The sequence below is a fragment of the Jutongia sp. genome (assembly GCF_057878315.1).
Genome location: NZ_DBLXSO010000027.1, coordinates 1 through 19,052, shown reverse-complemented (window position 1 = coordinate 19,052; position 19,052 = coordinate 1). Strand labels below are relative to the sequence as shown.

General features: G+C 47.3%; 17 protein-coding genes and 1 tRNA gene. 17 read left to right on the top strand and 1 reads right to left on the bottom strand.

Going from position 1 to position 19,052, the window contains the following annotated elements; genetic code table 11:
* Nucleotides 1-39 precede the first annotated feature (39 nt).
* The 17 genes from ACZLMD_RS07965 to ACZLMD_RS07885 all read left to right on the top strand — a co-directional run bounded on the left by ACZLMD_RS07965 (nt 40) and on the right by ACZLMD_RS07885 (nt 18,721).
* Nucleotides 40-112: transfer RNA gene (locus ACZLMD_RS07965), tRNA-Thr, on the top strand.
* 327 nt (nt 113-439) lie between these two features.
* Complete coding sequence (gene rsxC, locus ACZLMD_RS07960) at nt 440-1,762, top strand: electron transport complex subunit RsxC (RefSeq protein WP_022306563.1); 1,323 nt, start codon at nt 440-442, stop codon at nt 1,760-1,762.
* Between the two features lie 13 nt (nt 1,763-1,775).
* Nucleotides 1,776-2,768, top strand: a complete 993-nt coding sequence (locus ACZLMD_RS07955; protein ID WP_022306562.1) for an RnfABCDGE type electron transport complex subunit D — start codon at nt 1,776-1,778, stop codon at nt 2,766-2,768.
* Nucleotides 2,758-3,420, top strand: coding sequence for an RnfABCDGE type electron transport complex subunit G (locus ACZLMD_RS07950; RefSeq protein WP_022306561.1), 663 nt, complete (start codon nt 2,758-2,760; stop codon nt 3,418-3,420). The genes ACZLMD_RS07955 and ACZLMD_RS07950 overlap by 11 nt, the downstream gene beginning before the upstream one ends.
* Before the next feature lie 12 nt (nt 3,421-3,432).
* Nucleotides 3,433-4,263, top strand: a complete 831-nt coding sequence (gene rsxE / locus ACZLMD_RS07945; RefSeq protein ID WP_178413268.1) for an electron transport complex subunit RsxE — start codon at nt 3,433-3,435, stop codon at nt 4,261-4,263.
* Nucleotides 4,263-4,862 (top strand): electron transport complex protein RnfA, encoded by a 600-nt coding sequence (locus ACZLMD_RS07940; protein ID WP_022306559.1) that lies wholly within the window; start codon nt 4,263-4,265, stop codon nt 4,860-4,862. The genes rsxE and ACZLMD_RS07940 overlap by 1 nt, the downstream gene beginning before the upstream one ends.
* A gap of 15 nt (nt 4,863-4,877) precedes the next feature.
* On the top strand, nt 4,878-5,672 hold the full coding sequence (locus ACZLMD_RS07935) for an RnfABCDGE type electron transport complex subunit B (RefSeq protein ID WP_486817828.1): 795 nt from the start codon (nt 4,878-4,880) through the stop codon (nt 5,670-5,672).
* A gap of 200 nt (nt 5,673-5,872) precedes the next feature.
* Nucleotides 5,873-6,847 carry an aldolase catalytic domain-containing protein gene (locus ACZLMD_RS07930; protein WP_022306557.1) on the top strand — a complete coding sequence of 325 codons (975 nt, stop codon included), beginning with the start codon at nt 5,873-5,875 and terminating at the stop codon, nt 6,845-6,847.
* An 80-nt stretch (nt 6,848-6,927) separates the two neighbouring features.
* Nucleotides 6,928-7,998 (top strand): HD-GYP domain-containing protein, encoded by a 1,071-nt coding sequence (locus ACZLMD_RS07925; protein WP_484107021.1) that lies wholly within the window; start codon nt 6,928-6,930, stop codon nt 7,996-7,998.
* Between the two features lie 183 nt (nt 7,999-8,181).
* Complete coding sequence (locus ACZLMD_RS07920) at nt 8,182-10,269, top strand: aminopeptidase (protein WP_484106976.1); 2,088 nt, start codon at nt 8,182-8,184, stop codon at nt 10,267-10,269.
* Between the two features lie 102 nt (nt 10,270-10,371).
* Entirely contained in the window at nt 10,372-11,997 is a 1,626-nt protein-coding gene (locus tag ACZLMD_RS07915; RefSeq protein ID WP_484106977.1) for a diguanylate cyclase domain-containing protein, read from the top strand.
* Nucleotides 11,998-12,000: 3 nt separating this feature from the next.
* Nucleotides 12,001-12,843 carry an NYN domain-containing protein gene (locus ACZLMD_RS07910; protein ID WP_022306553.1) on the top strand — a complete coding sequence of 281 codons (843 nt, stop codon included), beginning with the start codon at nt 12,001-12,003 and terminating at the stop codon, nt 12,841-12,843.
* Nucleotides 12,844-12,899: 56 nt separating this feature from the next.
* Nucleotides 12,900-14,606 (top strand): TFIIB-type zinc ribbon-containing protein, encoded by a 1,707-nt coding sequence (locus ACZLMD_RS07905; protein WP_489495515.1) that lies wholly within the window; start codon nt 12,900-12,902, stop codon nt 14,604-14,606.
* The gene (locus ACZLMD_RS07900; RefSeq protein WP_482521303.1) at nt 14,599-15,426 is read left to right on the top strand and encodes a TPM domain-containing protein; all 828 of its coding nucleotides are present in this window, start codon (nt 14,599-14,601) and stop codon (nt 15,424-15,426) included. Before ACZLMD_RS07905 ends, ACZLMD_RS07900 begins: the two co-directional genes overlap by 8 nt.
* A 152-nt stretch (nt 15,427-15,578) precedes the next feature.
* Nucleotides 15,579-16,277: a DUF3795 domain-containing protein gene (locus tag ACZLMD_RS07895; RefSeq protein WP_482521304.1), complete on the top strand. Its 699-nt coding sequence runs from the start codon at nt 15,579-15,581 to the stop codon at nt 16,275-16,277.
* 53 nt (nt 16,278-16,330) lie between these two features.
* The gene (locus ACZLMD_RS07890) at nt 16,331-17,641 is read left to right on the top strand and encodes a M18 family aminopeptidase (protein WP_489495514.1); all 1,311 of its coding nucleotides are present in this window, start codon (nt 16,331-16,333) and stop codon (nt 17,639-17,641) included.
* 54 nt (nt 17,642-17,695) lie between these two features.
* Nucleotides 17,696-18,721, top strand: a complete 1,026-nt coding sequence (locus ACZLMD_RS07885; protein WP_022306548.1) for an acyltransferase — start codon at nt 17,696-17,698, stop codon at nt 18,719-18,721.
* A gap of 76 nt (nt 18,722-18,797) precedes the next feature.
* On the opposite strand, the gene ACZLMD_RS07880 is transcribed toward ACZLMD_RS07885, so the two are convergent.
* Nucleotides 18,798-18,923, bottom strand: coding sequence for a hypothetical protein (locus ACZLMD_RS07880; protein WP_489495513.1), 126 nt, complete (start codon nt 18,921-18,923; stop codon nt 18,798-18,800).
* Nucleotides 18,924-19,052 lie beyond the last annotated feature (129 nt).

The window sequence follows — 19,052 nt, the reverse complement described above, 5'->3', positions numbered from 1 at the left end:
ATTTTTGGTGAAAGTATTATATAATATCGCATGTTGATTGCTGATATGGCTCAGTCGGTAGAGCGTCGCCTTGGTAAGGCGGAGGTCACGGGTTCGATTCCCGTTATCAGCTTAACATACGGGGCGCTGTGCATTTGCACAGCGTTTTTTCTTGCATTATAGGAAACTTCTGAGGTTTTGTTCTTTTTTCTTTTACATATTTATAATTATCGGAAAAGTCTGATATAAATTCTCAATGGGAAAAGGGACGAGATTTTGGTGAAAATAACCGAAAACGGCGTGAAAATATTGACTTTTGTCGTACGAATGATACAATAAAAGGTGAATTGTTGTGGCTGAATCACGTCCCAAAAGAATAGATTGTAATAGGCATATGTGAGGGAAATGAGAAATGATCTCAACAGACACGGCAAAATAAAACAAAGAAAGGGGAACCGGAATGAGTAACGCAACATTTCGTGGGGGTGTTCATCCCTACGAGGGAAAAGAGCTGTCTAAGGATTTGCCGATCAAGCAGGTAAATCTGCCGGGAGAGTATGTATTTTCCATGGCTCAGCATATTGGTGCGCCTGCGACTCCGATCGTGGAAAAGGGCGACAAGGTGCTGGTAGGACAAAAGATTGGCGAAGCCAGTGGCTTTATTTCTGCAAATATCTGCAGTTCGGTTTCTGGAACCGTCAAAGCAGTAGAACCGAGAATGCTTCTTAATGGTTCCAAAGCAACTTGTGTAGTAATTGAGAATGATGAGGAGTACACAGGCATCGAGGGGCTTGGAGAGGATCGTGATTACACGAAGCTGTCCAAGGATGAGATCCGCGATATCGTGAAGGAGGCGGGTATCGTTGGTATGGGAGGAGCAGGCTTCCCGACACATGTAAAGCTTGCCCCGAAGGAGCCGGATAAGATTGATTACATCCTTGTAAACGGCGCAGAGTGTGAGCCGTATCTGACATCTGATTATCGTCAGATGATGGAATATACCGATCAGATCGTTGAAGGTCTGAAGGTAATGCTTACGCTTTTCGACAATGCGAAGGGTGTGATCTGCATTGAGGACAACAAGCCGGATGCGATCGCAAAGATGCGGGAGGCTGTTCAGAATGAGGAGCGCATAGAGGTGCTTCCCCTTAAGACAAAGTATCCTCAGGGTGGTGAGCGTACCCTGATCTATGCGGCAACCGGACGTAAGATCTATTCTGCAAAGCTGCCGGCAGATGCAGGTTGTATCGTGGATAATGTATCTACGGTTATTGCAATCTACCGTGCTGTCTGCAAGCAGACACCGCTGATCCGGGGAGTTCTGACATTAACCGGTGATGCATTTAATACACCGGTCAATGTAGAGGTTCGTCTCGGCTGCAGTCATGCCGATCTGGTACCGGAAGGAGACGGCTTTAAGACAGAGCCGGTCAAGATCATTTCCGGTGGTCCGATGATGGGCTTTGCATTCTTTGATCTGAATGTACCGGTGACCAAGACCTCCTCCTCAATCCTTGCACTGACAAAGGATGAGGTGGCAGAGTATGAGCCGACACCGTGTATCCGCTGTGGACGCTGCGTGGAAGCATGTCCCGGCAATCTGATGCCGCAGAAGATGGCACAGGCGGCTATGCACAATGATTACGATGCATTTGTGAAATTAAACGGTATGGAATGCTATGAGTGCGGAAGCTGTACATTTGTATGTCCGGCAAGACGTCCTCTGACCCAGACCTTTAAGCAGGCACGCCAGTATGTGGCAGCCCAGAGAAGAAAGAAATAGGAGGTGTAGAATCGTGAGTAATCTATTGAATATTTCATCATCACCACACGTTCGAAGCAAGACCTCTACAAAATCGATCATGTACGATGTGCTTCTTGCTCTGGCACCGGCGGCTCTGTTCGGAATTTACAATTTCGGTATCCGCGCACTGGTATTGATTGTGGTATGTATGGCGTCATGTGTACTGTCTGAGTACATATGGCAGAAGGCAATGGGACTTCCGCTGACCGTCAGCGATGGAAGTGCCGCTCTGACAGGACTTTTTCTTGGACTGAACTTAAGCTCCAAGTTTCCAATCTGGATGGCGATCATCGGCAGTGTTTTTGCAATCATCATTGTAAAACAGCTTTTCGGTGGTCTTGGACAGAACTTCATGAACCCCGCACTCGGTGCAAGATGCTTCCTGATGATCTCCTTTGCGGGTCAGATGACATCCTTTGCTTATGACAAGGCAGTAGGATTGAAATATCTGTCCGACAAACAGCTTGATGCGATCAGTGGAGCAACGCCGCTGGCAATGATCAAGGATGGCTCCATGAATCTTGACTGGGCACAGGTGCTGAAGATGTTTCTCGGAACAACCGGCGGAACGATCGGTGAAACCTCAGCACTTTGTCTGTTGATCGGTGCAGCTTATCTGTTGATCCGCAAGGTCATCAGCTGGCGTATTCCGGTATGCTATCTGGCAACCTTCGCTGTATTTTATCTGATCTTCGGCGGACACGGTTTCAATATGATGTACCTTGCTGCTGAGCTTTGCGGCGGCGGACTTTTACTCGGTGCCTTCTTCATGGCCACTGATTACGTAACAAGCCCGATCACCCCGAAAGGACAGATCGTGTTTGGCATCCTGTTAGGTATTCTGACCGGTATCTTCCGTGTCTACGGTGCATCTGCAGAGGGCGTATCCTATGCGATCATCATCAGCAACCTTATGGTACCGTTGATCGAAAAGGTGACAATTCCTGTTCCATTTGGAAAGGAGGGCATCAAGGATGGCAAATAAAGACGAGAAAAAATCAGGCAATACACTGGTGCATGATACCATTGCGCTTACCGTGATCACACTGATCGCAGGTATCCTGTTGGGCGGTGTGTATACCATTACAAAGAAGCCGATCGAGCAGCAGAATGAAAAGATAAAGGCAGAGGCATATGCCGCTGTTTATGAGAATGCAGAATTTGTCGATGACAAGACGGTTGATGACGCACTTGTCAAGTACAATGAGAAGCTTGCTGCCGGTGAGATCAAGGCAGATGCCATGGGTGAGACCCTCAGCGATGTAGAGATCTCTGAGGTCATGAAGGCACAGGTGGACGGCGCAGATGCCGGCTATGTAGTGACCTGCTCAGCCAAAGGCTATGGCGGAAGTGTGGTGCTGGCACTTGGTGTTGATAAGGATGGCAATATTTTAGGTATCCGTGTAACCGACTGCTCCAACGAGACACCCGGTCTTGGACAGAACAGTGCGACCTCATGGAATGAGCAGTATGTCGGCATGGCAAAGGGTGACTCCGGACTTTCCGTTGTGAAGGATGGTTCCGGTGATGCAAAGAGCGGCACGGTCAATGCGATCAGCGGAGCGACCATTACAAGCCGTGCGGTAACAAGAGCCGTCAATGGTGCGTTGGATTTCATTGCATCATTATCAGAATAGGAGGAATGGATTATGAATTCTTGTACAGAACGTTTGAAAAACGGCATTATCACAGAGAATCCTACCTTCGTGATGATGCTTGGCATGTGTCCGACGCTGGCTGTTACTTCATCAGCCATCAACGGTCTGGGCATGGGTCTGACGACAACGGCAGTTTTGATCCTGTCGAATGTATTCATCTCTCTGCTTCGTAAGGTGATTCCGGATAAGGTGAGAATCCCTGCATTTATCGTAATCGTTGCAACGTTCGTAACGTTGATCCAGTTACTTTTGCAGGCGTATCTTCCATCACTGAACAAAGCATTGGGTGTATATATCCCACTTATCGTAGTAAACTGCATTATCCTCGGAAGAGCCGAGGCATATGCATCAAAGAATCCGGTACTTCCATCTGCATTTGATGGACTCGGTATGGGTCTTGGATTTACGTTTGGTCTGACCTGTATCGGTATCTGCCGTGAGATCCTGGGTGCTGGTGCAATCTTTGGACATCAGTTCATTCCGGATGATTATCATATTACATTTTTTGTACTGGCACCGGGAGCATTCCTTGTTCTGTCTTTCCTGACAGCAATCCAGAATAAGCTCAAGATGCCTTCTGCGACAAATGTAGAGAAGGCAGATGACGAGATTGCCTGCGGTGGAAATTGTGCATCCTGCGTCGGTAACTGCAGTGTTGCCAACAAGGGACTTGTAGAGGCAGAGAGAGCTGCTCAGAAGGCAGCCGCAGCCAAGGCAAAAGCAGAAGCCGCAGCGAAGGCGAAGGCAGCAAAGGAAGCAAAGGCTAAAGCCGAGGCTGAGACCAAGGCGAAGGAAGCCGCTTCTGACAGGAAGGAGGATTGATGGCAGTGGGCGAATTATTTGTGATCATTATATCATCAATGCTGGTCAGCAACGTCGTATTGAGCCAGTTCCTTGGTATCTGTCCATTCCTTGGTGTATCGAAAAAGGTTGAGACAGCCGTTGGTATGGGAGCTGCCGTTACATTCGTTATTACGATTGCTTCAGCAATAACATATCCGATTTATTATTTTATTCTGGAACCAACCGGTCTTGCTTATCTGGAGACCATTGCATTTATCCTGATCATTGCTGCACTTGTGCAGTTTATCGAGATGGTTCTTAAGAAATTCATGCCGGCACTGCATGCATCCCTTGGTGTGTATCTTCCACTGATCACGACCAACTGTGCAGTTCTTGGTGTGGCACTGAACAATGTAACTGATTATGCCGGAGAGAGCTTTGGTATGGGATTCCTTTACAGTGTCGTAAGAGGTCTGTTTACCGCACTTGGTTTTCTTGTGGCTATTACGATCATGGCAAGTATCCGCGAGCGCAACGAGTACAACGATGTGCCGAAGTCATTTCAGGGTACACCGATCGTACTTGTAACAGCAAGTCTGATGGCAATCGCATTCTGCGGCTTTGCCGGTCTGGTATAGAAGGGAGGAGACAAAATGGTAGCTGGTATTTTACATGCGGCAATTTTAGTTGGCGTTATCGGTATTCTGATTGGTCTTCTTCTGGGATTTGCAGCGATCAAGCTTGCCGTGCCTGTCGATGAGAAAGAGATCGAGGTTCGTGAGTTCCTTCCGGGCAACAACTGTGGCGGCTGTGGTTATGCAGGCTGTGATGCGCTTGCCAAAGCAATCGCGGCCGGAGAAGCACCGGTTAATGCATGTCCGGTCGGAGGCGCAGCAGTCGCCGAGAAGATCGGAGCAGTCATGGGTGTGGATGCCGGAGAGGCAGTCAGGATGGTTGCCTTTGTGAAATGTAACGGAACCTGCGACAAGGCGGGGCTTAAGGCAAATTATTACGGTATCTCAGACTGTAAGAGAGCAGCAGCGATACCGGGACGCGGTGACAAGGCATGCTCTTTTGGATGCATGGGTTTTGGCTCCTGTGTGGCAGCCTGTCAGTTTGATGCGATCCATGTGGTTGACGGCGTGGCAGTTGTTGACAAGGAGAAGTGTGTGGCATGCGGTAAGTGTGCGGAGGAATGTCCAAATCACCTGATTGAGATGGTTCCATACGATGCCTCTTATGGAGTGGCATGTTCTAATCAGGACAAGGGACCAAAGGTTATGGCAGTCTGCGATACCGGATGTATCGGCTGTGGTCTTTGCGTAAGACAGTGCGAGTCCGGAGCTGTGACGGTTGAGAATAATGTGGCTCATATCGATCAGAGCAAGTGTACGGGCTGTGGCAAGTGTGCGGAGAAGTGTCCGAAGAAGATCATTCTGGCACACTAACAAATGAAAGAGATTCCGCTCGACGGCGGATCATAAACGCATAGAAAGCTGTGATATTTCCATTTTGGTGAATATCACAGCTTTTTTGTAGTATGGGGAAATCTTTTTATTTCCGATCGGAGTAAAAGGATTGTAAAACATGCCGAGATTATGTATAATATACGATGGAAATGAAGTTTTAGAAACGGAGGAAAGACATTATGGCACAAAAAGGAGATTTATTATCTTTTCGTCCGGACATCAAGGTCCTGGATGCAACAATTCGAGATGGTGGACTGGTTAATGATTTTTATTTTACCGATGAGTTTATTAAAGCTCTGTATAAGACCAACGTAAAGGCTGGCGTAGATTATATGGAGTTCGGATATAGAGCAGACAAAGAAATGTTTGATGTGGACAAATTTGGCAAGTGGAAATTCTGCAACGATGAGGATATCCGCGCGATCGTAGGAGATAATGATACTGATCTGAAGATCTCCATCATGGCAGACGTCGGAAGGTGTAATTACAAGGAGGACATCCATCCGAGAGATGAGAGTCCGGTTGATCTGGTGCGTGTCGCTACATATGTGAACACGATGCCGGCAGCACTCGATATGATCGAGGATGCACACAATAAGGGTTATGAGACGACATGTAATATCATGGCGATCTCCAATGCGAAGGAGTCCGATATCATGTCTGCGCTCGAGATGCTCGGCAACAGTCCGGTAGATGGAATCTACATCGTAGACAGCTACGGTTCTTTATTTCCGGAGCAGATCCGTAATATCAGTGAGCAGTACCTTGAGATCGGTGAGAAGTATGGCAAGTACATCGGAATGCATGCACACAATAACCAGCAGCTTGCATTTGCCAATACGATCGAGGCGTTGACCAATGGCGTATCCTTCCTGGATGCAACGATGAAGGGCATGGGACGTGGCGCAGGGAACTGTGCGATGGAGCTTCTGCTTGGATTCCTCAAGAATCCAAAGTACCAGTTATTCCCGGTACTGCAGTTTGTTGAGAAGTATATGGTTCCTCTCGAGGAACAGGGAGCTGTCTGGGGGTACGACATTCCGTACCTCATCACAGGTCATCTGAATCAGCATCCGCGGACAGCGATTGCAGCAACGAAGGAACAGAGAAAAGATTACTCAAGCTTTTTCATGGAAGTTGTTGATAAGGATTGATGATGCTTTTGCCCGCAAAACCGGAGAGTGCTCCGGGGAGCGGGCTTATTTTGAACAAGAGGTGGTGAAACGAAGTGCAGATGATGGACAAGTCGAGGCTTTGTCCGGGGATGATCCTGGGACAGGATGTCTATAATTTTGCCAATCAGATCGTCATAAAAAAGGGAACGGTGTTGGATGAGAGAACCATCACAAAGCTGCACCGTTTCGAGATACCACAGTTTATGATCGAGGAAGAGGTCTTAAGTATTCAGGAGGCCAATTCGTATCATCGTTCCTCCTATTCGGAACGGATACAGAACAGTCCGGAGTTTAAGAAGTTTCAGGAGGATTATGACACAGAGGTGTTAGGTTTTCAGAATATGATCAGCTGTGTCGTCGAGAAGAATCAGAAGATTGACTGCGAAGCATTGTATCGTCAGGTAGTGATGCTTTTGAAGGATACCGGTAATTCCATCAATGCATTCGATATGGTTCAGAATTTGAGACACTATGATGATAGTACATATGCGCATTCAATGAATGTGGGGCTTTTGTGCAACGTATTTGCGGACTGGCTTGATTTCGACGAGGAAGAGAAAAAGACTCTGACTGTCGCCGGCATCCTTCACGATATCGGTAAGACAAGGATACCGCTCGAGATCATTCAGAAGCCGTCAAGGCTCAGTGAGGAAGAATATCAGATCATCAAGAAGCACACGGAATATGGCTTTGCGATACTGACAGAGAACAAGCTGGATTATCATATCCGTTATACGGCGCTGCAACATCATGAACGCAATGACGGCAGTGGATATCCGCTTGGGCTGGTGGCTGCACATATTGATGAATATGCCAAGATCGTATCGATCGTGGATGTGTATGATGCAATGACTTCTCCGCGTGTTTATCGTGGACCGACATGTCCGTTTGATGTGATCAATCTGTTTGAACAGGAGGGCTTTCAGAAGTATGACAGCCGATATATCATGATCTTTCTGAGGAGGATTGCAGAATCCTATCTCAATGAAAACGTACGTCTTTCGGATGGAAGGAGCGGAAAACTGATCTATATCAACAACTATGCTCTGTCGCGGCCGGTAGTGATGGCAGATGGAGAGGCAATCGATCTGCGTAAGGAGAGATATCTGCGGATCGAGGAGATCATGTAGCCGGATACGACGGCGATATGAAGGGTGCAGTGAGGCAGGTTTGCAAAGCTTATGCACCGGACAATAAAGGAACTTAAATCAATAACACTGTGGTGCCGACTGTTTTTACAGGCGGTGCTCCAGTATTTTTTCTTTATTATGGGAACAGATAATCAGGAATGCTACAGGGGGATTTGAAACACTATGAATATTGTTTATCCAAAAGCAGAGGAAGAAAAGAAGCAGTATCAGGAAAGATATGAGCTTGCGGCGGGGCGTGTCCGCGGAGTTTACGAAGAGTTAAAGAACGGCGGAGCAGTTGTGCCGGAATATACCGGAGATTATTTTGAAAAGGTTTCCGGTTATCTTGTGATGCTGATGGAGACATATGAAAGTGTCACAGACGGCACGCTTTACACAAAGTCACTCGAGGAGCTGCAGGAGCAGAACCATGCACTTTACGAGGATATCCTTCCGGAGAACTATGGGGAGAGTTACGCCAACCCGGCATATGCAGTGAAGGTGCTCGGGGAAGAGTATGGACGGTATCTGTGCCTGTTATATGCAGAGCTGCGTGAGACGCTGGTGTGGGTGTTTGAGCAGAGACTGTTTTTCCTGGTGACGGGTCTGGAGTTATTCATTGAGATCTACGATCTGATGGAGGATGAGAAATGCGAACCGCATGAGCTTCGGAATGCCCTGTATTATTATGTGTATGATTATGCGGATGTGACGATTGCGGACCGGACACAGGCGATGTTAGATCCGGATCACTGCTTTGCACAGTCGCTGATCATGACGGCAGATTTGACAGATCAGAAGTACCTGTATTATTTTGGAGAATATATCGGAGAGAATGAGCTTGGAACAGCCAGACATCTGCAGGAGTTGGAAGTAAAGCAGATCGAGGATATGGCGTGCACTTATACGGAGGGATACCGGAAGGGATTTGAGTTGTACCGGATCGATCTGTCCTCTAAGCAGACGGTCAACATCCGGTATCAGCTCGGCTTTGAGCGGATGATACGTGCGGCAATGTGCCGGTTTGAAAAGCTGGGACTTAAGACGACGATGTACCGTGCGGTTGGCAATCTGATCTATCACAATGGCAGAGGCATCCGGGTCGGCTACAGCTCAGGAGGAGCTAATCCGCAATACGATTACGATCACCGTTTTGATGAGGCACTGATCTTTGGAAAGGCACTGGCAGACCGGAAGCTGGCACAGCAAAGATGTGCCTATGAGGAATATCAGACACTGGCGGCTGCCTATGCAGGTCCGGCAGTTGTTGAAGTTTTCGGAGAGGAGCCGTTTGTCCCTGTTGCAAAGAAGGAGGCTGCCGTATATACCGAGAAGCAGCGTAAGCAGAAGCTGGAATACCAGTCTGCCGCTTCACTGCTTTCCAATGAATTTATACCGGGGGATCAGGTGAGCTTTACGATCATCGCATACCCTGTCCCAGAAATTGGACAGAACTACAAAGAAATCTTTGACGAAACCGTACGGGTCAATACGTTGGACAGCACTAAATACGGCGTGATCCAGCAGAAGCTGATCGATGCGCTGGATCAGGGAGAATATGTTACCGTAACCGGACGAAACGGCAATCGCACAGATCTGACGGTAGCGCTTCATCCGCTGGAGGATCCGGAGCGTCAGACCGATTTTGAAAACTGTCTTGCCGATGTGAACATTCCGCTTGGAGAAGTATTTACTTCACCGAAGCTGGAGGGAACGCATGGAACACTTCATGTGACCGAGGTATATCTGAACGAACTCAAATATGAGAACCTGTCTCTGGAGATTGAGGATGGTACGGTCAAAGAATATATGTGTACCAATTTTGGGACAGAAAAGGAGAATAAAGCCTATATTGAAGAGAATCTTTTGTTCCAGCATTTGACCCTTCCGATGGGGGAGTTTGCAATCGGTACGAATACGACTGCTTATGCGATGGGGCAGAAGTACGGCATTTCCAACCTCCTGCCGATCCTGATCGCGGAGAAGACAGGACCACATTTTGCGTTTGGTGACACCTGTTTTTCTCATGAGGAAGATCTTGTCACATATAATCCGGACGGCAAGCAGATGATTGCAAAAGAAAACCGCTTCTCCGCACTTCGCCATACCGAGCCGGAGAAGGCGTATTTTAACTGTCATACAGATGTGACGATCCCATATCATGAGCTGGGGGATATTATTGTTCATTGTCATGACGGAAGACAGATCGCGCTGATCCATGAGGGGCGTTTCGTGCTGGAGGGAACCGAAGAATTAAATGAGGTATTATAATTATAATACAAAATGTCATTTTAGTATCTGGTGTATGCTGCAAATTCATGATACACTATATAAGGAAGGATAAGCACGAAGGAACAAAAGAATGGAGATAGTATGAAATCAATTCAAAGCAAATTTACAGTCCTGATGATATCGGGACTTCTGACGATGTCATTACTGTTAGGCGGCATCTGCCTCATCTATGCAGTTTATGAGTCGACAGAAAATCTTAAGACGACACTGAATACAGTGTGCGAGGAGCAGACGATCCGCATGGATAATCAGCTCGATACCGTAAAGCAGGCGGCAACGATCATTTACAACTATGCCCGGAGCCGTCTGACATCACTGAAGGATCTGCAGGATGAAGATTTTCGGAAGGAATATACCGACCGGGTGTGTTCATTGGCAGTCAACGTAACAGATCATACAGAGGGAACGCTCGGGGTGTATTTTCGTTATAATCCGGAGCTGACGGGACCGAAGGACGGATTCTTCTGGGCGAAGAACGATATCAAGAGTGGCCTTAAGAAATCAATGACGACAGATCTCACCGAGTATGGAGAAAAGGACGTGGAAAAGACCTGCTGGTATTATCAGCCTGTCAATGCCGGGAAACCGATATGGACAAGTTCCTATTATAATGAGACGATCGGGGTGGAGATGATCTCTTATGGAATTCCGTTCTACCTTGGCAAGACATTAGTAGGCGTGATGGGAATCGATATGGACTTTTCTTATCTTGTGGATCTGGCGCAGGAGGGTGCCATTTACGAAAATGGACGTGGTAATCTTGTGGATATGAACAAGCGGGTGGTTTATTATCGCAATGCCGGTGACAACGAATTTGAGATCCGCACACTGGATATTTCAGATCATTTCTATAATACCCTGAAAAAGGCAGACACCAATCAGGGAAAACTTCTGCCGTTTTCCTATAAAGGGAAGCATTCCCATATGTCATATCAGACGTTAAATAACGGAATGAAATATGTACTTCTTGCACCTGTCACAGAGACAAACCGGCCGAAAAATCATCTGCTGCTGGTAATTCTGCTGGTGACCTGCAGTATTCTGATCGGTTATTTGTGTTTCACGATATATATGACGAAAAAGATCGTTCAGCCGTTAAAACAGCTTAATGCCGCGGCAAAAGAGATTGCGGACGGTAATATGGATGTGAGCATCGAGTGTAACACGAATGATGAAGTGAAGACGCTGACGGAGAGCATCCAGCAGATGGCGCAGAATCTCAAGGCTTATGTAAAGGAGATCAACGGACTTGTCTATCGTGACGGACTTACCGGAGTTAAGAATAAGATGTACTATTATGAATACATAAAATCCCTGTCCGAGGAGGCGCAGAAGCAGCCGTACACAATCGTAGTATTTAAGGTGACGGGACTGGCGGGAGTCAACAAGACAAGAGGCAGAAAATGTGGAGATGAACTGATCGTAACAGCGTGCGGCATTATCTGCAGGGTGTTCTCTCACAGCCCGATCTTCCGCATCGGTGGAGACGAGTTTGTCGCATTTCTGAAAGGGAACGATTACATGAAGTGCGGGGAGCTTTTGCGGGAGTTTGAGGATTTAAGCAGCGATGTGACGCTTGTGGGGGCGCCGGACATCGCAGTTCGGATCGTGTATGGCACGGCACAGTCGGCTGATGGAACAGAGCCGTACGAGGAGGTATTCTGTCGTGCTGACGAGGAGAAGGATCAGAAAAAGAAAGGAATGTAAAGGATGCAGAAACAGGACAAGATAGCTGTATTGATCGACGGAGAAAATATTTCCCGCAAATATATTAAACTGATCTTGGATGAAGTCATAGAATTTGGTACACCGACGTATAAAAGAGTATATGCGGATTTTTCCGAAGGAAGTGCATCGGCATGGAAGGATGAGCTTCGTAAATATGCACTCACGCCAATTTTCCAGATCAATTACACAAAGAACAAGAACGCATCGGATTCAGCGATGATCATTGATGCGATGGATATTTTGTATACAGGCAACGTGACCGGTTTCTGTCTGGTCACTTCGGACAGTGATTTTACAAAGCTTGCGAACCGGCTGCGCGAGGCGGGCATGCTTGTCATCGGTATGGGAGAGAAGAAAACACCGATCTCTCTTGTGTCAGCCTGCGAGACCTTCAAATATCTCGACCTTCTGTATAAGGCGGAGGATGAGAATAAAAAGCAGCAGAAAAAGAAACCGGCAGGCGGCAGTCAGTCCGGCAAAAAACAGAAAAAAGAATCAAAAAAGGAGAATGTACCGGTATATTCTTCCTACGATGATGTTTTCTATGATTTTTACGATGACCATGCAGAGGAAAGCTTTTTGACCAAGGAGGAGCTCGGAGATGAGATCGCCAATATTATTGATCTGAAATCTGACGAGGATGGATGGATCAATCAGTCAGAGATCGGTATTCAGCTCTCCAAAAGAATCCCGGGCTTTGATCCGCGAAACTACGGCTATTCCAAGCTTGGCAAGCTGATCCGAAGCTTTGACTTTCTGGAGATAGATGCTGTGCCAAGCCCCAAAAATTCCAAGCTTAGCATAGTTTATGTCCGAATCAGATAAATGGAAATGTTATGCAAACAATTTAACCATAAAGGAAAACCGAAAGGAGGTATTGTATGTATGAATGTCCTAATTGCGGAGGGAATCTGCGATACGATATTCCATCAAAAATGATGGCATGCGCAAGCTGTGACTCCAAGTTCGATCCTTACGAAGTGTCCGAACGCAACGGAGCGCAGGAAACAGAGGATGAGTACGAGGTAACCGTATTCAAATGTCCGCAGTGCGGCGGCGAGATTTACAGCACCGACAACACGGCGGCAGGCTTTTGTACCTTCTGCGGATCGGCAGCAATACTGGAGAGCCGTCTTCGTAAGGAGCACCGGCCGAAGTATATCATACCGTTTCGTCAGACGAAGGAGCAGTGTAAGAAGTCTTACATGAAGCTGATGGGAAAGGCAGTCTTTGCCCCCAAGGAACTTAAGAGTGAGAAGCATATCAATGAGTTTCGCGGAATTTACATGCCGTATTGGATCTACAACGTTCATGAGGGCGGCGGGGATATCCGTCTGACAGGAATCACGGAGAAGCGCAGAGGTGATTATATCATTAAAAGTCACTATAATCTGCACCTTGATCTGGATGCTGATTATCAGGGAATTGCTTATGATGCATCCTCCTCGTTCTCGGATACGATCAGCGAGAATCTGGCACCGTTTGACACGAAGAACATAAAGGAATTTACACCGGCATTTTTAAGTGGCTTTTATGCGGACAGCGCAGATATAGATACCTCGTTATATGTGGATGACGCAGAGCAGTTTGCACTGGATAAGACGCAGGATTTTATCAGCTCTTACCCGAACCTGCGAAAATATGACATCGTAGAAACCGGCAAAACGTTGCAGTGGAAACTGAATTCTACGGTAGGAGATGCTGAGGGAGCAATGTTTCCGGTATGGTTTATGGCGTACAAGAATAAAAACCGTGTCGCCTACGCAACGGTGAACGGTCAGACCGGAAAGGTTGTTGCGGATCTTCCGGTGGATGTCCCGAAATATCTGGGGGCGTCGGTGGTATTGACAATTCCGCTGTTTTTCTTGTTAAACGCTTTTCTGACATTGATCCCGAGTATGCTGCTTGGCATAGTCTGTCTGGTAGCAGGAATCGTATCCTGTATGTATTTCAGACAGATTGATGATATTGCAGCGCAGGAGGGCAAGGAATATGACAAGGGTGCGATCGCGGCAAGGCTGCGTGAGCAGAGAGAGAATCACAAAAGAGCACCCGGAGGAGAGAAGCTTCCGCCAAAGTCGGATGCACAGCTTGCGGCATCCTTAGAGGAGAGGAAAAAAGAAGAGGCAGATGCGAAGCCGAAGCTTATCGTTAACGGAGAAACGGTATCGGCGGAGAGTGACAGTTTCCGTGCAGCAATGACGTTTTTTGATCCGATCCTTGTTCTTGCTGTGGTAGCAGCAGGGCTTCTTTTTGGATTTGTACTGGAAGAATATTTTACGCGGATCACAGTGGGAGCCGCAGCGGTTCTGGTCTTGATCTACTGGTTCCGTACATGGTTTAGGATGGATGATGTAAGCTCCAGAAAGGGACGCGGCAATGCGTTGACCTATCTGTTGATTCCGATGGTGGCTTCTGTGATCGTTGCATTGCTTCATCCGGTTTCAGATCTGTATTATTATGGATGCATTGCATTGATGCTTCTTGCGATGGTGGCTTCCCTGGTGGATCTGATCCGCTGCTACAATCTGTTTGCAACACGGCCATTGCCGCAGTTTCATTATAAGGGAGGTGATGACCGTGCATGATCGTAATTTTGGGAAATTGACCGGTATGAGATTTGTTGTGATCTGTTTACTGGCAGCATTTTGTCTGCTGTTTGTGCCGGCATCCGTCCATGCGGAGGAGATCGGAGAGTTAAGCGGAACCTGGTATATCAATGATGAGACCGGATATAAGATTGAGCTTCACGATGATGCTTCTCTTCTGGAGGAGAGTGAGCTGCGCGCACTGGCGGAGAATATGAAGGGGCTGACAAAGTACGGTTCTGTGGGATTTTTCACTTCTGATACAGAAGGATTCAGAACCTCCGGGCTTGCACATTCTCTGTATGATGAGTATCTGTGGAAACAGAGCAGCGGCGCAGAGAGCGGAACGATGTTTCTGATCGATATGGCAAACCGCAAGATTTATATTTACAGCAACGGCGTGATCTACAAGACGATCACAAATGCATATGCCAACACAATCACCGATAACGTTTATAAGCATGCTACGAGGGGCGATTACTATAAATGTGCCAGAGAGGTGTTTCTCTCCGAGCAGACGCTTTTGGAAGGGCGAAAGATCGCACAGCCGATGAAATATGTCAGCAATTTATTTCTGGCACTGGCACTTGCGATCCTGATCAATTATATTCTTGTGAAGCTGTTTTCGAGGGCGAAGAGTCCGTCGGATCGGGAAATGCTGGCGGCAATCGCAGCGACACAGAGAATGAATCATGTTGATGTGCAGTTTGATCGGGAGACGAAGACATACAGTCCGCAAAGCTCCGGGGGCGGTGGAGGCTCCGGCGGAGGCGGTGGCGGAGGAGGCAGCAGCGGAGGCGGTGGAGGTCACAGCTTCTGATGCACCGATGTTATTATTTTGAATTTATCGTCAGGTAACGATATACATATCACAGGCAGTCCGTTTTGGCGGGCTGCTTTGTTGCGTTATGAGACGGAATGTGATACATTTTATAATGATTATGATTACGAGAGAAAGCAGAGGATTCAAAGATGTACAAAGGAATGGATTCTTACTGTGGCTTAAGCTGCGAGGAATGTGAATATAGAGAAGAGTTTCATTGTGGCGGCTGCATGGCAACCGGCGGCAATCCGTTTTATGGTCCCTGTGAGCTGGCAGCATGTGCCCGCCGCAAGAAGGTCAATTTCTGCGGAGAGTGTAAGGATTTCTGCTGTGAAATGCTTCACCGTTATTCTTATGATGACGAGGAGGGAGATGATCCGAAAGGGGCAAGGATCGAACGCTGCCGTCAGATGAAGGATTATCTGGTACAGCGTGCCAAAGCGGGAACAGATCCGATCGCGCGCTGTGGACAGCATTGTACACATTGTCTGCAGAGTCAGTGGTGCGGAGGCTGCAGGAGTAATTATGCCTGCTGTTCGTTTGGCACACTTTTCCCGGATGGACAGTGTGAGAATGTCGTATGCTCGAAACAGCGCGGCTTGGACGGCTGCTATGAGTGCTTTGACCTGCCTGCCTGCAGCAAGGGCTATTACAATATACAGACCGAATATATCGCGAAGGTATCGGCAATATTTATACAGAGATACGGCAAGACATGCTTTGAGGAGACGTTGAAGAAGGCGATGGACGATGGTGTTGCTTATCCGAAGGGTTTTAATCAGACCGGCAGTTTGAGAGCGGCGATGGAGCTGATGGAGCATTATCGGATGCAGGACGACCTGTTTTGATACATGTGTCTGCAAACAAACGACAGATATAGCAGAAAGGCGTGGTGAATGGGATGAATGAGAAGATTTCCCGTGAGATGATGGAATTTATAAAGAGCCATCCGAGCAGCTTTCATGTGGCGGATGGACTGGCACAGATATTATCCGATAATGGCTTTGAGCGGTTATATGAAAATGAAAAATGGAAGCTGCAGAAGGGCAGGGACTATTATGTGATGCGGAATGGATCGTCTCTGATCGCTTTCCGGATCCCGGCGGGGGAAGTGCATAATTTCCAGATGGTAGCGTCCCACAGCGATTCGCCGAGCTTCAAGATCAAGGAGAATCCGGAGATGGTTTCGGCTGGTCATTATGTGGAGCTGAATGCAGAGAAGTACGGCGGTATGCTGTGCGCACCGTGGTTTGACAGACCCCTCTCGATTGCCGGAAGGGTTATGGTACGTGCTGACGGCGGCGTGAAGCAGCGTCTGATCAATTTTGACCGAGACCTTGTGATGATCCCGAATCTGGCGATCCATATGGATCGTAACCTGAATGATGGATATAAATATAACGCCCAGAAGGATATGATACCAATTTGGGGTGACGAAGCCTCAGAGGGCAGCTTTGATGAGATGGTCGCAGCAGAGTGCGGTGCTGCAAAGGAGGATGTGGTATCAACGGATCTGTTTTTGTACAACCGGATGCCGGGAACCGTGTGGGGAGCGCAAAACGAGTATATTTCAAGTCCGCATCTGGATGATGTGCAGTGCGCATATGCCTCTGTGAAGGCGATGCTCAAAGGACATCACCGTGAAAGCATCAGTGTGTGCTGCGTGTTTGATAATGAAGAAGTCGGAAGTGGCACGAAGCAGGGGGCGGCGTCTTCGTTCCTGAAGGATGTATTGGAACGGATCGCCTTTGGTCTGGGTATGAATGCAGAGGAGCTGAAAATGCTTCTGTCGGAAAGCTTTTTAATTTCTGCAGATAATGCGCATGCCGTTCATCCAAATCATATGGACAAGGCGGACCCGACGAATCGTCCGTATATGAATGGCGGTATCGTGATCAAATATAATGCCAATCAGCGATACACGACAGATGCGGTGTCTGCAGCTGTATTTCAGGAGATATGCCGGAAGGCTGAGGTTCCGGTACAAAGCTATGTGAATCGTTCGGATGTGCCGGGGGGCTCTACGCTCGGCAATATTGCGAGCCATCAGGTATCTGTTAATATGGTCGATATCGGACTGGCACAGCTTGCTATGCATTCGCCGTATGAGACAGCGGGCGTGCGTGATACCGCGTATCTGATCCGCGCACTTGAGGCATTTTACAGTACCGGGATCCGGCGTGAGAAGGACGGAACATATCGGTTTTCCTGAAACCAACGAATATCATAGATTTGAAATATTACGGATTTGAGAGGAGTGTTGGCTTTGAGCCGCGAGAGGAATTATAATATCGAATTATTGCGGGTCATTTCCTGTTTATTGGTTGTCTGTATTCATGTATCAAATGTATATAGCAGGGGGTACGGAGAGGTTTCCGGCGGAACGTATCTGTTTTCTCTTATGACGAACTGCTTCAGCCGTGTAGCAGTTCCCATCTTTTTTATGATCAGCGGCTACCTTCTGCTGGACGAAAATGTCAGTCTGCGTAAGAGCGTACACAGGGTAGTTCATACGATCGTTGTACTTGTTTTCTGGAGTGTTCTGTACTATTTTTGGAACATTGCATATTGGGGTGACCGGTATGACTTTAAAACTCTGTTTGAGGATCCGGTCAAGAAACACCTGTGGTTTTTATATGCGATTCTGGGGATGTATATTGCACTGCCGTTTTTCCAGCTTCTGTTTAAAAAGATGTCCAGGCGCCTGATGGAGTACTTCTTCCTTTTGTGGGTGTTTTTTCTGACACTTTATTATGTTCTGGCACTGGCAGACATGGAATTTACATATATGGTACCAATGGTAGGTAATTCCAGCTATCTCGGTTATTTTGTTCTGGGATATATTATGCGGAAGTTCAGTAAATACTATAAGTTGGGGACGAAAACCTGCTTCGGAATTGTTTTGATCGTGGGACTGATCAATATCGGGCTGACCTGTTACGGAACCTTTACGACAGGGGATCATGAAGAAATATATTTTCAGTACCGTAATCCTCTGATCGCGATCTGTTCTCTGGGAGTATTTATAGGGATCATAGAGCATGGGAAGATCGCATTTACCGAGGCGCAGAAATCTATCATGCAGATGATCTCACGTCATTCCTTTACGATATATCTGTCACATATTATTTTTCTGGATATTGTAAAGGAAGAATTAGAACCGCTCGATGTACCGGGATGGATCGGGATACCGCTGTATACGGTTGGAATTTTTCTTGTGACCTTTGCGTTTGCCGTGGCAGCAGATAATGCATGGAAGCATTTGCGGACATATCTGCCGGCATGGATGTAGATTGGGATTCCGGTGTGTTTTGTGCGGCTGTGAGATCGCCCCGGTTTCCGGTATATTTTCATGATTATGATATCGTTCAATTCTCCGGTGTGCTGCGAACAACGATACGCAGGATATATTCCAGACAGAAAATGAAGATCGTCACGATCTCTACGATGCGGAAAACAGAGGAGAAACCGGACAATTCTTCAAACGTCTCCATAAAGGTGACAATGATATTTGCAAAGATCGTTAGGTCAGTTTACAAGGAACTACACGCAGACCGTGAAACGGGCTGCTGACAACAAACGGCGCTATGCTCCCGGCTGGGTGCATAGCACCTGTTTGTTGC

What these genes read in the sequence shown, in the direction of transcription:
- ACZLMD_RS07930 (WP_022306557.1), top strand. Translation starts at nt 5,873, where the DNA reads ATGGCACAAAAAGGAGATTTATTATCTTTTCGTCCGGACATCAAGGTC.
- ACZLMD_RS07905 (WP_489495515.1), top strand. Translation starts at nt 12,900, where the DNA reads ATGTATGAATGTCCTAATTGCGGAGGGAATCTGCGATACGATATTCCA.
- ACZLMD_RS07935 (WP_486817828.1), top strand. Translation starts at nt 4,878, where the DNA reads ATGGTAGCTGGTATTTTACATGCGGCAATTTTAGTTGGCGTTATCGGT.
- ACZLMD_RS07915 (WP_484106977.1), top strand. Translation starts at nt 10,372, where the DNA reads ATGAAATCAATTCAAAGCAAATTTACAGTCCTGATGATATCGGGACTT.
- ACZLMD_RS07890 (WP_489495514.1), top strand. Translation starts at nt 16,331, where the DNA reads ATGAATGAGAAGATTTCCCGTGAGATGATGGAATTTATAAAGAGCCAT.
- ACZLMD_RS07950 (WP_022306561.1), top strand. Translation starts at nt 2,758, where the DNA reads ATGGCAAATAAAGACGAGAAAAAATCAGGCAATACACTGGTGCATGAT.
- rsxC (WP_022306563.1), top strand. Translation starts at nt 440, where the DNA reads ATGAGTAACGCAACATTTCGTGGGGGTGTTCATCCCTACGAGGGAAAA.
- rsxE (WP_178413268.1), top strand. Translation starts at nt 3,433, where the DNA reads ATGAATTCTTGTACAGAACGTTTGAAAAACGGCATTATCACAGAGAAT.
- ACZLMD_RS07920 (WP_484106976.1), top strand. Translation starts at nt 8,182, where the DNA reads ATGAATATTGTTTATCCAAAAGCAGAGGAAGAAAAGAAGCAGTATCAG.
- ACZLMD_RS07880 (WP_489495513.1), bottom strand. Translation starts at nt 18,923, where the DNA reads ATGGAGACGTTTGAAGAATTGTCCGGTTTCTCCTCTGTTTTCCGCATC.
- ACZLMD_RS07940 (WP_022306559.1), top strand. Translation starts at nt 4,263, where the DNA reads ATGGCAGTGGGCGAATTATTTGTGATCATTATATCATCAATGCTGGTC.
- ACZLMD_RS07910 (WP_022306553.1), top strand. Translation starts at nt 12,001, where the DNA reads ATGCAGAAACAGGACAAGATAGCTGTATTGATCGACGGAGAAAATATT.
- ACZLMD_RS07925 (WP_484107021.1), top strand. Translation starts at nt 6,928, where the DNA reads ATGATGGACAAGTCGAGGCTTTGTCCGGGGATGATCCTGGGACAGGAT.
- ACZLMD_RS07895 (WP_482521304.1), top strand. Translation starts at nt 15,579, where the DNA reads ATGTACAAAGGAATGGATTCTTACTGTGGCTTAAGCTGCGAGGAATGT.